General features: G+C 61.4%; 11 protein-coding genes and 1 tRNA gene. All 12 read right to left on the bottom strand.

Annotation, left to right across the window (positions count from 1 at the left end; translation table 11 throughout):
- Positions 1-190: 190 nt before the first annotated feature.
- Complete coding sequence (phaC, locus tag ISP18_RS03640; RefSeq protein ID WP_380017104.1) at positions 191-1261, bottom strand: class III poly(R)-hydroxyalkanoic acid synthase subunit PhaC; 1071 nt, start codon at positions 1259-1261, stop codon at positions 191-193.
- Positions 1262-1270: 9 nt separating this feature from the next.
- Entirely contained in the window at positions 1271-2326 is a 1056-nt protein-coding gene (locus ISP18_RS03645; protein ID WP_380017106.1) for a poly(R)-hydroxyalkanoic acid synthase subunit PhaE, read from the bottom strand.
- 111 nt (positions 2327-2437) lie between these two features.
- Entirely contained in the window at positions 2438-4543 is a 2106-nt protein-coding gene (gene pnp, locus ISP18_RS03650) for a polyribonucleotide nucleotidyltransferase (protein WP_380017108.1), read from the bottom strand.
- A gap of 77 nt (positions 4544-4620) precedes the next feature.
- Positions 4621-4890 carry a 30S ribosomal protein S15 gene (gene rpsO, locus ISP18_RS03655; protein ID WP_380017110.1) on the bottom strand — a complete coding sequence of 90 codons (270 nt, stop codon included), beginning with the start codon at positions 4888-4890 and terminating at the stop codon, positions 4621-4623.
- 210 nt (positions 4891-5100) lie between these two features.
- On the bottom strand, positions 5101-6054 hold the full coding sequence (gene truB / locus ISP18_RS03660; protein ID WP_380017112.1) for a tRNA pseudouridine(55) synthase TruB: 954 nt from the start codon (positions 6052-6054) through the stop codon (positions 5101-5103).
- A 114-nt stretch (positions 6055-6168) separates the two neighbouring features.
- Positions 6169-6540 carry a 30S ribosome-binding factor RbfA gene (gene rbfA, locus ISP18_RS03665; RefSeq protein ID WP_380017114.1) on the bottom strand — a complete coding sequence of 124 codons (372 nt, stop codon included), beginning with the start codon at positions 6538-6540 and terminating at the stop codon, positions 6169-6171.
- Between the two features lie 163 nt (positions 6541-6703).
- Complete coding sequence (gene infB, locus ISP18_RS03670; RefSeq protein WP_380017116.1) at positions 6704-9490, bottom strand: translation initiation factor IF-2; 2787 nt, start codon at positions 9488-9490, stop codon at positions 6704-6706.
- Positions 9491-9620: 130 nt separating this feature from the next.
- On the bottom strand, positions 9621-11126 hold the full coding sequence (gene nusA, locus ISP18_RS03675) for a transcription termination factor NusA (RefSeq protein ID WP_380017118.1): 1506 nt from the start codon (positions 11124-11126) through the stop codon (positions 9621-9623).
- A gap of 54 nt (positions 11127-11180) precedes the next feature.
- A complete protein-coding gene (locus ISP18_RS03680; RefSeq protein ID WP_380017120.1) occupies positions 11181-11777 on the bottom strand; it encodes a ribosome maturation factor RimP in 597 nt (198 codons plus the stop codon).
- Positions 11778-11884: 107 nt separating this feature from the next.
- A tRNA-Met gene (locus ISP18_RS03685) sits at positions 11885-11961 on the bottom strand.
- Positions 11962-12050: 89 nt separating this feature from the next.
- A complete protein-coding gene (gene nuoN / locus ISP18_RS03690) occupies positions 12051-13490 on the bottom strand; it encodes an NADH-quinone oxidoreductase subunit NuoN (protein WP_380017122.1) in 1440 nt (479 codons plus the stop codon).
- Positions 13491-13502: 12 nt separating this feature from the next.
- Entirely contained in the window at positions 13503-15011 is a 1509-nt protein-coding gene (locus ISP18_RS03695) for an NADH-quinone oxidoreductase subunit M (protein ID WP_380017124.1), read from the bottom strand.
- Between the last annotated feature and the right edge of the window lie 7 nt (positions 15012-15018).

Raw genomic sequence — 15018 nt, forward strand, 5'->3', positions numbered from 1 at the left:
TGAAAGGGACAGCTTTGCGAGAAGCTGGCGTAGGTTGGCGGTGAGGCGCAGCCGAACCCCAACGTCACCATATGCATCCATGTGTTGGGGTTCGGCTGCGCCTCACCGCCAACCTACATAGATTCAAATTCTGGGCGAGATTGGCCCCTCACCCCAGCCCTGCTCCCCGAAGGGGAGAGGGCGTAAAGCGTTACCTGCTGCGCTCTCGCAACCACTGATGAATCGCCGGCGCCACTTCACGCTGCGCGCGGCCAGACACGTAGATGCCGATATGGCCACCCTTGAAGGCAAGCTCGGTGTAGTCGGTGGTGCCGGCGTGCTGCCGCAACGCGCGCGATGCATCCGGCGGCACGAGATGATCTTGCGTGGCATAGATGTTGAACACCGGCTGGGTGATCATTCCCAAATCCACCGGCTGCTTGCCGATCTGCAGATCGCCCTTGATCAGCTTGTTCTGCTGGAAGAATTCCTTGATGAATTCGCGGAACGCTTCACCGGCCTGGTCGGGCGAATCGAAGATCCAACGCTCCATGCGCAGAAAGTTTTTCAGCTCCGCCGGGTTGTCGAGAATCTCGACCATGCTGACGTACTTCTGCTGATTCAAGCGCAGCGGCTTGAGCATCAGGTATACCCAGTTCATCAGTTCCGCCGGAACGTTTCCGAGCGTGTCGACGAACAAGTCCACGTCCATGCTTTGCACCCAGTGCGAGAGCATGTTGTCGGGGGTGCGGAAATCCACCGGCGTCACCATGGTGATGAGGTTCTTCACCTTCTCCGGATGCATGGCGGTGTAACACAGCGAGAACGTGCCACCCTGACAGATGCCGAGCAGGTTGATGGCATCCAGGCCATTGCGCTTGCGAACGGCATCGACGGCGCGGTCGAGGTAACCATTGAGGTAATCGTCCAGCGTGAGCCAGCGGTCCGCGCCGTCCGGATAGCCCCAGTCGAGGAGGTACACATCCTCGCCCTGCTCCAGCAGGTTGCGCACCAGCGAGCGGTCTTCCTGTAGGTCAGTCATCCACACGGTGTTGACCAACGCATACACGATGAGCGTCGGCACCTTGGCGGTGGGCTTGTTGTTGCCCTTCATATGCCAGACGGTGAGCTTGTCCTCGCGATATATCGCTTCACGCGGCGTATTGGCGTAATCCTGCTCGCCAAGTCCGCGCAGGTTCTGCAGGCCGGCGGCGAGCTTGCGCTGGAAGACGGCTATTTCGTTGAAGGCCTGCTGCGGATCGATGTGCAACGGATTCTGCATGCTCGTTCCTTACTTGCGCTTGCCGGCAGCGGAGCGTGTAGCTTTCGTGCGCTGCGAAGGCGTGACTGTCTTGCTGTTTCCGTTGCCGGCCTTGCTTTGGATTGGGCGCACTTTCGTGGCCGCCGCCTTGCTCGCTGCCAGTTCACGTTTGAGCGTAGCGATTTCGGCGTGCAAGGTATCGACCAATGCATCATCCGGTACGGATTCGTCCTGTCCGCGCAATTGCGCTTCTTTGAGTTCACGCCGTAATTGCTGCACACGCTTGCCCAGGCTATTCACTTCGCTGCGTGTGGGAATGCCCAATTCCCGGCAGATTTGTTCGGTCTGCTGCTGCTGCTGCTTGCGCACTTGCATCTGCGCATTCACCAGCGCGCCGAATACCTCGCGAAATTCCTGGGAAAGCGCCATTTCGGCGTACGCCTCTTCCATGGCATCCACCCACATGTCGTACAGCGCCTTCAGCGATTCGACCTGCTTGCCCGGTTCCGCGTGCTGACCCAGCATTTCCTGTAGCCGCGCGACACCTTGCGCATTCACTTTCTGCAGCAAGCCCTGATAGCGGGCGTTGATCTGCGCGTACTCTTGCATGGCCGCGGCCAGCGCCTGCTGATCGAGCTGCATTTCGCGCGTGATGCCGAAGGCGGCCATCTGACTCGGCATGCTGCTGCCCGCCATGCCCGCTTGCTGCATGGCCTGCAGCCACGCCTGCCATTGATGTTCCAGACCGAAGGCGGAGGCGCTGTCGATGCCCGCAACTGTCTGCGCGAAGGGTTGCGTAAACGCCGCCAAGAATGGCTGCATGGCGGCCGGCTGCTGCCATGGGACGCTGGTCTGGCCCAGGCCGGCGCCGGCGGCCTGCTGCAGCCAGCTGCCGTAAGCTTTGAGGCTGGACAGGCTGCGGGTGAGCAGATCGTCCTGCGGTATCGCCGCAGCGCCCATACCGAAGCCGGCGGCGAAGGGATTGGATTGCCCCGAGTGCTGTTGCAGATAGCGCATCCAGGTCTCCCAGGATTGCTGCGCAAAAGCCTGGTAGTCCTTCAGAAATTCGTTCGCCTGGTCGGGCATGCCTGCATCCTCGAGGTGATGCGCAATCCTATCAAATACGAGCTTGCGGAAACGAAAACGCCCGGCTACGAAGCGCGGGCGTTTTCGGCGATCAGCTTGTCAGAAAAGCGCTCAGACGCTCGCGCCTTCGTCCTCGGTTACCGCCTTCATGGACAGGCGGATACGACCCTGCTTGTCCACTTCCAGCACCTTCACCTTGACGATGTCGCCTTCCTTGAGCTTGTCGGAGACCTTCTCCACGCGCTCGTTGGAAATCTGCGAAACGTGCACGAGACCGTCCTTGCCTGGCAGGATCGTGACGAACGCGCCGAAGTCCATCAGCTTGGCAACCTTGCCTTCGTAGATACGGCCCGGCTCGACGTCGGAAACGATCTGCTCGATGCGTGCTTTGGCGGCGTTGGCCGCTTCACGGTTGACCGAGGCGATCACGACGGTGCCATCGTCGGTGATATCGATGGTGGTACCGGTTTCTTCGGTGATCGAGCGGATGGTGGCGCCGCCTTTGCCGATAACTTCGCGGATCTTGTCCGGGTGGATCTTGATGGTGAGCAGGCGCGGGGCGAACTCGCTCATCTCCGAACGCGGGGTGTCCAGCACCTTGGCCATTTCGCCCAGGATGTGCAGACGACCACGCTTGGCCTGTTCCAACGCCAACTTCATGATCTCTTCGGTGATGCCCTCGATCTTGATGTCCATCTGCAGCGCGGACACGCCTTCGGCGCTACCGGCCACCTTGAAGTCCATGTCGCCGAGGTGGTCTTCGTCGCCCAGGATGTCGGACAGCACGACGAAATCGCTGCCTTCCTTCACCAGGCCCATGGCGATGCCGGCCACCGGCGCCTTCAGCGGCACACCGGCGTCCATCAGCGCGAGCGAGGAGCCGCAGACCGAAGCCATGGACGAAGAACCGTTCGACTCGGTGATTTCGGAGACCACGCGCAGCACGTACGGGAATTCTTCCATCGCCGGCTTCACCGCCTGCACACCACGCTTGGCGAGACGACCGTGGCCGATCTCGCGACGCTTCGGCGCGCCGAAGCGTCCGGCCTCACCCACCGAGAACGGCGGGAAGTTGTAATGGAACAGGAAGGGATCCTTCGACTCACCTTCCGGCGCGTCGATGATCTGCGCATCGCGCGCGGTGCCCAACGTAGCCACGACCAGCGCCTGGGTTTCGCCGCGGGTAAACAGCGCCGAGCCGTGCGTGCGGGGCAGTACACCCACGCGAACAGAGATCGGGCGGATGTCATCCAGCTTGCGGCCGTCGATGCGCACCTTGGTCTTCAGCACACCGTCGCGCATGGTGCGATATTCGATCTCGGCAAACGCGTTGCTGACGTCCAGATCGCTCCAGCCATGAGAAGCAGCGGTTTCGGCGATGCCGGTCTTGATGTCGGCCTTCAGTGCGGCGATGGCGTCACGACGTTCCAGCTTGTCGCGGATCGCAAACGCTTTTTCCAGGCGATCGCCGAGGATGCTCTGGATGTCGTTGAAGAGCGCGTCATTGCGAGCCGGCGCTTCCCACTTGAACGACTTGCGGCCGGCCTCTGCCACGAACGCGTTGATGGCGGTGATTACCGACTGCAACTGCTTGTGGCCATACACCACCGCGCCCAGCATCACTTCTTCGCTGAGCAGCTTGGCTTCGGACTCCACCATCAGCACGGCGTTGGCGGTGCCGGCGACGACCAGATCCAGATCGGAGGTCTTGAGTTCCGTCGCGGTCGGGTTCAGCAAATACTGGCCGTTGGCGTAGCCAACGCGCGCGGCGCCGATCGGGCCCTTGAACGGGATGCCGGCCAGGGACAACGCGGCCGAGGCACCGATCATCGAAGCGATGTCGCCATCGATTTCGGGGTTCAGCGAGATCACCTGGGCGATGATCTGCACTTCGTTCTTGAACTCTTCCGGGAACAGCGGGCGAACCGGACGGTCGATCAGGCGCGAGGTAAGCGTCTCCTTCTCGGTCGGGCGGCCTTCACGCTTGAAGAAACCGCCGGGAATGCGGCCGGCGGAATAGAACTTCTCGACGTAGTCGACGGTGAGCGGGAAGAAATCCTGCCCGTCTTTGGCCTTGGTCGCGGCCACCACGGTGACCAGCACCACGGTGCCGCCCATGCTGACCATGACGGCGCCTGAAGCCTGGCGGGCAATTTCGCCCGTCTCCAGTGTGACTTCGTGACTACCGTACTGGAATGACTTGGTTACTTTCGCCACTTTGGATGTCCTGAATTTAAAAGTGCGGCCAGGAATGGCCGCTTTTTGGCTTTAGCGATCACGGATGAGCGCGGAAATTACCTACGCAGGCCGAGACGCTCGATCAGGCTCTGATAGCGGCCCAGATCGCGGTCTTTCAGGTAACCGAGCAGACGCTTGCGCTGGTTGACCAGCTTCAGCAGACCACGACGGGAGTGATGATCCTGCTTATGCGTCTTGAAATGACCGGTAAGGTGCTCAATGCGAGCGGAAAGCAGGGCAACCTGCACTTCCGTGGAGCCGGTGTCGTTCGGCGCATGGCCGAAATCAGCAATGATCTTGCTGGACTGTTCTACAGTGAGGGACATGGTGTCTTCCTTAAAAAAACAGGTGCGGAACTTGCGCAACGTCACCGCCTGATGACGTTGCGCAAGCTCCGGCAAGTTGAGTGAAAGTACTAAATCAAGCACGGTATTGTACCGAGGGCCGGCGTATCGCAACAAGACCTTAAAAAACGGGGCTTTTTACATTTGCCACCTCTCCCCGGAGAGAATTTGCTGCTCGGCAAGATCGGCCCTTCACCCCGGTCCTCTTCCTGAAGGAGACTGAGAAGGGAGATTGAAGCCCCTGAGGATGCGTATCCGCCCCTGTTCATCACAATCAACCAGGGCCAACAGGCGCCCGTCGCTGTCGAAGGCGGCGGATCGTTCGGCCCGCCGATCGGCAGGCCAGTCGATCTGACGGCCTTGTGAGACGGCCTGGCTGGCGACGGCATCGAGCTGCAGTGCCGGGAAATCCGCCACCCCTGCCGACACGGGCAGCACCAACCCATCTTCAGCCTCACTGCCCTGCCCGGCCGCCTCGCGCAGCTCATCCAGACTGACCATGACTGGCGCGCGGAACGGCTCCACCCACAGACGTCGCAGGGAGCTGAGGTGGGCGCCGCAGCCCAGCTTCTCGCCCAGATCCACCGCCAGGCTGCGGATGTAGGTGCCTGAACCGCATTCCACGTGGAGCGTCAGCGTGTCTTCAGTACGGGAAACCAATTCCAGCCGGTCGATCTCCACCTCGCGCGGCGGCACTTCCACGACTTCGCCCCGGCGCGCCTTGAGGTACAGCGGCTCGCCGTCCTGCTTCAACGCTGAATACACCGGCGGCACCTGCACGATGCGCCCCCGCAGGGTCGCCAGGGCGGCTTCGATGGCCACCTCGTCCAGCGTGGGGACCGGACGCCGTTCGACGATCTCGCCTTCCAGGTCCGCCGTGGTCGTGGTGACGCCCAGGCGGCACTCGGCTACATAAGCCTTGCGCGACCCGAGCAGGTTGCCAGCCAGCTTGGTGGCTTCGCCGAAGCACAGCGGCAGCAGACCGGTAGCCAATGGATCGAGCGCCCCCGTATGCCCACCCTTGGCCGCGCGCAAGATGGCCATGGCGATCTGCAGCGCCTTGTTCGAGCTCATCCCTAGCGGTTTGTCGAGCAGCAGGATGCCGTGCAGATCACGGGCATCGGGGCGGTTGCGGCGGCGGCTCATGGGATACGGCGATATGTGTTCGAGGCTTCAGCCCCTACCTGGAAACTCAAATCTTGCCCTGGCGCCATTCCCGCGAAGGCGCGGAATGACGGCAAGGAACATCCGCGTAGAGAATCAGTCTTCGCTATCGCCCGGCTCTTGTGCCGGATTCTGCCGTAGCAACTGATCAATCCGCTCGCCCTTGTCCACCGAGTCGTCGTACTTGAACTTCAACTCCGGCACACGACGAATGCGCATGCTGCGCGACAGCGAACGACGGAACTCGCCGGCCAGTTCGTTGAGCGACTTCACCGCTTCTTTCGATTGCTGAGGCAACAGCGCGGTAACCCACACGGTGGCCCAATCCAGGTCGCGCGTGACTTCCACGTCCGACACGCTGCACGAAGGCAGGCCGTGATCACGCACGGCGGCGTGCACCAGCAAACCGAGCTCACGACGAAGTTCGGCGCCGACGCGGTCTGTGCGTTTGAAGTCGCGGGAAGGCATGTATGGGACAAATGCTCGTGATGGAGAAATGTTCGTGCGAAGCGTGCTGCTTGCTTGTCATTCCGGCGCAGACCGGAATAGCAGTGAGAGACAGCTAGCTTGAGGCTAGACTGCCCCTCACTCTAATCCTCTCCCCAGAGAGGAGAGGAAGTCGTTACGTGGCTTACAGCGTACGAGCGACTTCGATACGCTCGAAGCACTCGATCTGGTCGCCCACCTTTACGTCGTTGTACTGCTTCACGGCGATGCCGCATTCCATGCCGGAGCGGACTTCGTCCACCAGATCCTTGAAGCGGCGCAGCGATTCCAGTTCACCTTGGAAGACCACGGTGTTGTTGCGCAGCACGCGGATCGGCTTGTTGCGCTTGACCGAACCCTCGGTGACCATGCAACCGGCCACGGCGCCGAACTTGGAGCTGCGGAACACATCGCGCACTTGCGCAATACCGATAATTTCTTCGCGCACTTCCACGCCAAGCAAACCCGAAGCCGCCTGCTTCACCTGATCGATCACGTCATAAATGATCGAGAAATAACGCACGTCCAAGCCAGCGGTATCGATCACCTTGCGTGCCGACGCGTCGGCGCGCACGTTGAAGCCGATGACCAGCGCCTTCGAAGCCGCCGCCAGCGTGGCGTCGGATTCGGTGATGCCGCCGACGCCGGCCGCGATCACGTTCACCTTCACGTTTTCGTTGCCGATCTGGCTGAGCGAATCGCGCAATGCCTGCACGGAACCCTGCACATCCGCCTTGACCAGGATGTTGAGCGTCTGCTGCTCGGTTGCCTGGCCCATCTGCGCCATGATGTCTTCCAGGCGGTTGGCCTTGCTGACCATGCGCGTCTCGCGACGCTTCAACTGGCGTTCTGCAGCCACTTCGCGCGCCAGGCGCTCGTCGGCCACGACGACGAAATCGTCGCCCGCTTCCGGTACACCGGAAAGACCCAGCACCTGCACGGGAATCGACGGACCGGCTTCCTGCACGGTCTTGCCGGTTTCATCGATCAACGCGCGCATGCGGCCGTATTCGATGCCGCACACCACGAAGTCGCCACGCTTGAGCGTACCCTGCTGCACCAGCACGGTGGCTACCGGGCCGCGGCCGCGGTCGAGACTGGATTCGATCACCACGCCCGAGGCCGGGCCGTCCTTCACGGCGGTCAGCTCCATCACTTCGGCCTGCACCGAAATGGCGTCGAGCAGACTATCGATACCCATACCGGTCTTGGCCGATACCGGTACGAACGGTGTGTCGCCACCCCACTCTTCCGGAATCACTTCGAGATTGCCAAGGCCTTGCTTGACGTGGTCCGGGTTGGCGTCGGACTTGTCCATTTTGTTGACCGCGACGATCAGCGGCACCTTGGCGGCACGCGCATGCTGCACGGCTTCCTGGGTTTGCGGCATCACGCCGTCATCGGCGGCGACCACCAGCACCACGATGTCCGTGGACTGCGCACCGCGCGCGCGCATCGCGGTAAACGCGGCGTGGCCCGGGGTATCCAGGAAGGTGATAACGCCCTTGGGCGTTTCCACGTGATACGCACCGATGTGTTGGGTAATGCCACCCGCTTCACCGGAGGCCACCTTGGTGCGACGAATGTAATCCAGCAGCGAGGTCTTACCGTGGTCGACGTGGCCCATGATGGTGACCACCGGCGGACGCGGCTCGCGCTCGCCTTCCAACTCCGCGCTCTGTGTGTGTGCGGCCAGGGCTGCTTCGGCGCCCTGCTCGCTGGCTTCCACGGCTTTGTGGCCGAGTTCTTCCACCACCAGCATGGCGGTGTCGCGATCGATGGTCTGGTTGATGGTGGCCATCACGCCCATCTTGAACAGCGCCTTGACCACTTCCGAACCCTTGACCGCCATCTTCTGCGCGAGCTCGGCGACCCCGTTGGTGTCGCCCACGACCACTTCGCGCACCACCGGTGCGGTGGGACGCGAGAAGCCGTGCTGCCCACCCGAAGCCGGTGCACCGCCGCGCGTTGCTTCGCGCACGTTGGACTTGCCGCCCTTGCCGCGCTTGGAACGACGTGCGCGGTCGGCATCGGACAGATGCAGTTCGCCAGCGGCGAAACGCTTGCCGCCCACGGCTTCTTCGCGGTCGCGGAAATTGTGTTTTGACTTGCCGCGATCGGCGGTGCTGGCAGGCGCGGGGGCAGGAGCCGCAGCAGGCGCTGGAGCGGGCGCCACTGCGATGGGCTTCTTCTCGCGCTTACGCGGCTCATGGATGCGCGGCAGGATCATGCCCAGCGAGCTGGGATCAATGCGCTGCACAGCAGCCGGGGATTCGGGCACTTTCTCTTCCTCCGGCTCAGCCGGTTCCGGCGCACGCACCGATTCTTCTTCCACCACGTTGGCCTGTTGCTGCTCGGCCTGCTCGACTTGCGTTTCAACGGCAGCCTGCGCCGCGGCTTCCTGGCGCGCATGCTCGGCTGCCTCGGCTTCACGTCGTGCCGCTTCTTCTTCGGCGCGCTGGCGCGCCTCGTCTTGGCGCCGGTGCTCGGCATCGACGCGTTCTTGTTCTTCATGCTCGCGCTGCTGCTGGGATTCCTGCAGGCGGCGCAGCGCATCCTCGCGCTCGGGTTCCGCGTTGGCTTCCTCGGCGATCACGCTGCGCTTGACGTAGGTGCGCTTGGCGCGCACTTCCACGTTCACCGTCTTGGCGCTGGATGCGCCGCGCCCGCCGCCCGGCGTGGACACCTTCAGCTCGCTGATCTTGCGGCGCTTCAAGGTGATCTGCCGCGGCGAGGAATCCTCCACTTCGACAGTGGCATCGGCCTTGCCGTGCGTGCGACGCAGAAAGCCCAGCAGTTTCACCTTCTCGGTGCTGCTGATGACCTGCTCAGGGTTCGAGAATTTCATGCCTGCTTCGCCCAGCTGCGTTAGCAGCCGGTCGACGGGCATGCCCAGAACCTGGGCCAGTTGTTTGATTGTGACGTCCGACATCGTGATTCTTTCTCCGCCGTTCCCGCGCTTATCGTCCGTACAAAAACCTTTTCTTGCACGGCCACCTCCATCCCTGGTGGAGACCTCGCGGTCTCCCGGCGCGCCCATCCGGGGCGCTGCCGCACCGCGGTTAGCCGCCCTTCTCCAGCCGCGCAATCATCGGCGCACGCGCCGCCATGATGAGTGCCGCGGCACGATCCTCATTCATGCCATCGATATCGATCAGGTCGTCGACAGCGAGGTCGGCCAGATCGTCCATTGTCACGACGCCGCGCTCGGCCAGCGCATAGGCGGTCGCTTCGTCCATGCCATCTAGCTCCAGCAGTTCCTGCGAAGGCTGGTGTTCGTCGAGGGTTTCTTCCACCGCCAGCGCTTCCGTGAGCAGCGAGTCGCGGGCGCGAGCACGAAGTTCCTCGACGATATCCTCGTCGAAGCCTTCGATGGCCAGCAGTTCAGCGCTCGGCACATAGGCGATTTCTTCGACGCTGGAGAAACCTTCCTGCACCAGGATGTTGGCAATTTCCTGATCCACTTCCAGCTTGTCCATGAACAGCTGGCGGGAGGCTTCCTGCTCGGCTTCGCTCTTGGCGGCGACCTGGTCCTGGGTCATCACGTTGAGCTGCCAGCCGGTGAGCTTGCTGGCCAGGCGCACGTTCTGGCCACCGCGGCCGATGGCCTGGGAGAGTTTGTCCTCAGCCACCGCGATGTCCATCGAGTGCTTGTCTTCATCCATGATGATGGACTGCACTTCGGCCGGCGCCATCGCGTTGATCACGTACTGGGCCTGGTTCTCGTGCCACAGGATGATGTCCACGCGCTCGCCGTTGAGCTCGTTCGACACTGCCTGCACGCGCGAACCGCGCATGCCGATGCAGGCGCCAATAGGATCGGTACGGCTGTCGTGCGCGACCACGGCGATCTTGGCGCGGTCGCCCGGATCGCGGGCGCAGCCCTTGATCTCGACCAGCCCCTGCCCGACTTCCGGCACTTCGAGCTTGAACAGCTCGATCATGAATTCTGGCGCTGCGCGTGACACGAACAGCTGCGGACCGCGCGCTTCGGATTTCACTTCGAACAGATAACCGCGCACACGGTCGCCGACGCGATGCGATTCGCGCGGAATGGTTTTGTCACGCGGGATGAAAGCTTCAGCGTTGCCGCCGAGATCGAGGTAGACGTTGCCGCGCTCGACGCGCTTGACAATACCGGTGACCAGCTCGCCTACGCGATCTTTGAACGCGTCCACCACCTGCTGGCGCTCGGCTTCGCGCACGCGCTGCACGATCACCTGCTTGGCCGCCTGAGCTGCAATGCGACCGAATTCAGCGTTTTCAATCTGCTGCTCGATGTAGTCGCCTACCTGCGCTTCTGCGCGCTCATCCACCGCGTCCATAAGGCGCAGCTGGCGGAACGGCGATTCCATCTCGCCATCGTCAGCGATGACTTCCCAGCGACGGAAGGTTTCGTAGTCGCCGGTGTTGCGATCGATGGAGACACGGATATCCGGATCCTCGTCTGGATAGCGTTTTTTTGCAGCCGACGCCAACGCGGCTTCCATGGCGAGGAAGATCACGTCGCGCGACACGCCTTTTTCGTTGGCAACCGCATCAACGACCAGCAAAAGCTCTTTGCTCATTGCAACCACTCCATGAACGCCTCTCCAGCGTCCCATCGACAGATTGACCTATTTCTAACCTTTCTTCTTTCCCGGTTTGCGACCACCGGGTTTGGGCTGCGGCACGTAACCGAGCGCTGCCCAGTCCGGCACGATGCGCGCGCTTTCCACCGCATCGTGCTCGAATTGAAATACCTTGCCTTCAGCTTCTAGACCGATCCGGCTGCCTTCCACCGAAACGACCTTGCCGCGCAGGCGGCGTCTACCTTCCAACGGTGCCTTCAATAGCACCTTTACTTCCTGCCCGATCACCTTGACGAACTGCTCGGACGTGAACAGCGGTCGGTCGATACCTGGCGAGGACACTTCCAGCACGTAATGACCGGGAATCGGGTCTTCCACGTCGAGCAGCGCTGACAACTCGCGGCTAGCCGCTTCGCAATCGTCGAGGTTGACCTCACGACCATCGGCGTCGAGATACACACGCAAGGTACTCTGTCCCTGCGAAGGACTGAATTCCACGCCGAGGCATTCCAGCTGAAGATCCGCCAAAACCTCGGTGAAGCGTCGTGCTAGCGCTTGTGTGTCCACTCTCGTCGATACCGTTGCCGGAAACAAAAAATGGGCGCGAACGGCCCATTCCCTTACCTTGCCGATGTCCTGCTCTGCCAAGCCTTTCCTTGCGCCGTACCCGGTGATTATCACCCGGACGGGCGCGTTCGCATCCTTGCGCCCAACAAAAAAGCCTCGCGAGGAGGCTTTCTTGTCCAAGAAAGATCTGGTAGCGGGGGTAGGATTCGAACCTACGACCTTCGGGTTATGAGCCCGACGAGCTGCCAGACTGCTCCACCCCGCATCAGAGTCCGAGAATATTAGCGATATGGCAGAAATCTTGCAAGCCTTCGCGTCGTTTTTCTCAGACTTTGTTTCGTGTGGATGACATCCTCAACCCACGAAGGCTTGCTTGCACCAACCAAGCAGAGGGCCCCAGTACAAGCCCAGCGCAAGCAGCACCAACGCATTCAGCGATAAAGTCACGCGCAGCGTGAAATCAGGCTGAAGACGCACTTCGGTGCCAGCCTCGGGCTTGTCGAAATACATCACCTTGACCACGCGCAGGTAGTAATACAGACCGATGATGGCGAACACCGCTCCGACGATCGCCAGCCACATCATGCCGGCATGAATGGCCGCCTGTAACACGAGCAGTTTAGCGAAGAAGCCAAACATCGGCGGCACGCCAGCGAGCGAGAACAGCGAGAGCATCATCAGGAAGGCCATCCACGGCGCACGCTGATTCAGGCCCTTGAAATCATCGATGTTCTCGCATTCGAAGCCTGCGCGGCTCAGCGCGAGAATCACACCAAACGCTGCGGTAGACATCAGTGCGTAGCTGACCGCGTAGAACATCGCCGCCGCATAACCTTCCGGACCAGCATTGACCAGGCCCAGCAACAGATAACCCATGTGCGAAATGGTCGAATAGGCAAGCAGGCGTTTGAGGTTGCTCTGCACGATGGCGACCACGTTGCCGATCGCCAGCGACAGCACCGCCAGCGCAGACAACATCATCTGCCACTGCGGCGCGAAATCGCCCATGCCCGTGGCAAGCAAGCGGAACGCCATGCCGAATGCGGCCAGCTTGGAAGCCGAACCGATGAACGCAGTTACCGCCGTGGGCGAGCCTTCATACACATCCGGAATCCACATGTGGAACGGCGCCACGCCGAGCTTGAACGACACGCCGATCACCATGAACACCAGGCCGAACACCAGCAGGTGCGGCATCGCGCTATGCAGTGCTGCCGTATGCAGCTGCACCAGATCCAGCGTACCGGTGGCGCCGTACACCATCGACATGCCGTACAGCAGCATGCCCGAGGACAACGCACCCAGTACGAAGTACTTGATGGCTGCTTCGGAGGACAGGCTGGAATCGCGATTCAGCGCCACCAGCGCATACGAGGACAGCGTCAGCAGTTCCAGGCCCAGGTACACCATCACCAGGTTGCCGGCTGACACCAGCAGCATCACGCCGATCACCGCAAACAGCATGAGCGTGTAGAACTCGCCCACGTACAGTTTGCGGTCCACCATGTAGGGACGGCCGTAGATGAAGACCAGGATGGTGGACAGCAACGCAAACAGCTTGAGGATTGTGCTCAGGCCGTCGCGAATGAACATGCCGTTGAACGCGGTTACCGCGCTGCCGGGTTGGTAGCGCAGCACCAAGTAGCCGGTCACGACCAGTACGCCAATGGACAACCAGTGCAGGTAGACGCGCTCGGCCGGCTTCATGAAGGCATCGGCCAGTAGGAGAACGCACGCTGCCGTCACCAGAAAAAATTCCGGCAGCATGATTAAAATGTCGTTGATAGTCGGCATAGTTGTTCTCGATCAAACCTTGTGAATGGCGAGCACTTGCACGAGCTGGTTCACCGAGTTGTCCATCAAATGCGTCAGCGGCTCGGGCCAGACGCCCAGCACCAGCACCGCGGCGGCGAACGCACCCAACACGAACCACTCGCGGCCGTTGATGTCCTTCATCTCCGCCACGTGCGGATTGGTGATTTCGCCCCAGAGCACGCGCTTGACCAGCCACAGCGTATAGGCCGCGCCGATGATCAGAGTGAAGGCAGCGAACAGCGCGATCCACGGATTGGCGCTGAAGCTGGACAGGATCACCATGAATTCGCCCACGAAACCGCTGGTGCCCGGCAGGCCGCAGTTGGCCATGGCGAAAAACACGTAGAGGAAACCGAACCAGGGCATCACGTTGATCACACCGCCGTAATCCTTGATCAGGCGGGTGTGCAGACGGTCATACAACACGCCGATGCACGAGAACATCGCGCCGGAAATGAAGCCGTGCGAGATCATCTGCACCATCGCGCCCTGCATGCCGAGGCGCGCGGCATCGGTATTGCCCTGCTCACGCACCAGCATGAAGGCGATGAAGATGCCCAGCGTCACGAAGCCCATGTGCGCTACGGACGAGTACGCCACCAGCTTCTTCATGTCCTCCTGTACCAGCGCCACGTAGCCGATGTAGACCACGGCGATCAGGCTGAGCAGAATCACCACCCACGCGAAGTGATGCGAGGCGTCCGGCACGATCGGCAGGCTGAAACGCAGGAAGCCGTATCCACCGATCTTCAGCATCACCGCAGCCAGCACCACCGAACCGCCGGTCGGCGCTTCCACGTGCGCATCCGGCAACCAGGTATGCACCGGCACCATCGGCACCTTCACCGCGAAGGCGAGCAGGAAAGCGAAGAACAGCCAGCTCTGCTCAGTCAAGCTGAGCGGTAGTGTGGCCAGCGTGTGCAGATCGAACGTACCCGCCTTCAGATACAGGTAGATCAGACCTACCAGCATGAAGATCGAGCCGAAGAACGTGTAGATGAAGAACTTCAAAGTCGCGTAGACGCGACGCGGACCACCCCAGATGCCGATGAGGATGAACATCGGGATCAGCATCGCCTCGAAGAACACGTAGAACAGCAAGGCGTCAGTGGCGCAGAACACGCCGATCATCAAGCCTTCCAGCACCAGCATGGCGGCCATGTACTGATGCGGTTTGTCCTGAATTACTTCCCAGGCGCCCACGATCACCAGAATGCCCACGAAGGTGGTCAGTAGGATCAGCGCGACAGAAATGCCGTCGACGCCGAGGCTGTAGTGAACGTTCAGCGACTCGATCCACAGATGGCTTTCGACTAGCTGCATACCGGCCGCATCCGGGTGGTACTGCGGGATGAGGTACAGGCTGACGGCGAAAGTAAGCACCGCCATCAACAAGGCCAGCCAACGGGCTGTATTGGGACGACTGGAGCCGGCCAGCAGGACAGGCACGGCGCCTGCGATGGGCAGCCAGATCAGCAGGCTGAGCAGATGATTGAACATGGAGCTC

Origin of the sequence: Dyella humi (genome assembly GCF_044904605.1) — a bacterium.
Taxonomy (GTDB): Bacteria; Pseudomonadota; Gammaproteobacteria; order Xanthomonadales; family Rhodanobacteraceae; genus Dyella_B; species Dyella_B humi.

What these genes read in the sequence shown, in the direction of transcription:
- phaC (WP_380017104.1), bottom strand. Translation starts at nt 1,261, where the DNA reads ATGCAGAATCCGTTGCACATCGATCCGCAGCAGGCCTTCAACGAAATA.
- ISP18_RS03645 (WP_380017106.1), bottom strand. Translation starts at nt 2,326, where the DNA reads ATGCCCGACCAGGCGAACGAATTTCTGAAGGACTACCAGGCTTTTGCG.
- rpsO (WP_380017110.1), bottom strand. Translation starts at nt 4,890, where the DNA reads ATGTCCCTCACTGTAGAACAGTCCAGCAAGATCATTGCTGATTTCGGC.
- truB (WP_380017112.1), bottom strand. Translation starts at nt 6,054, where the DNA reads ATGAGCCGCCGCCGCAACCGCCCCGATGCCCGTGATCTGCACGGCATC.
- rbfA (WP_380017114.1), bottom strand. Translation starts at nt 6,540, where the DNA reads ATGCCTTCCCGCGACTTCAAACGCACAGACCGCGTCGGCGCCGAACTT.
- infB (WP_380017116.1), bottom strand. Translation starts at nt 9,490, where the DNA reads ATGTCGGACGTCACAATCAAACAACTGGCCCAGGTTCTGGGCATGCCC.
- nusA (WP_380017118.1), bottom strand. Translation starts at nt 11,126, where the DNA reads ATGAGCAAAGAGCTTTTGCTGGTCGTTGATGCGGTTGCCAACGAAAAA.
- nuoN (WP_380017122.1), bottom strand. Translation starts at nt 13,490, where the DNA reads ATGCCGACTATCAACGACATTTTAATCATGCTGCCGGAATTTTTTCTG.
- ISP18_RS03695 (WP_380017124.1), bottom strand. Translation starts at nt 15,011, where the DNA reads ATGTTCAATCATCTGCTCAGCCTGCTGATCTGGCTGCCCATCGCAGGC.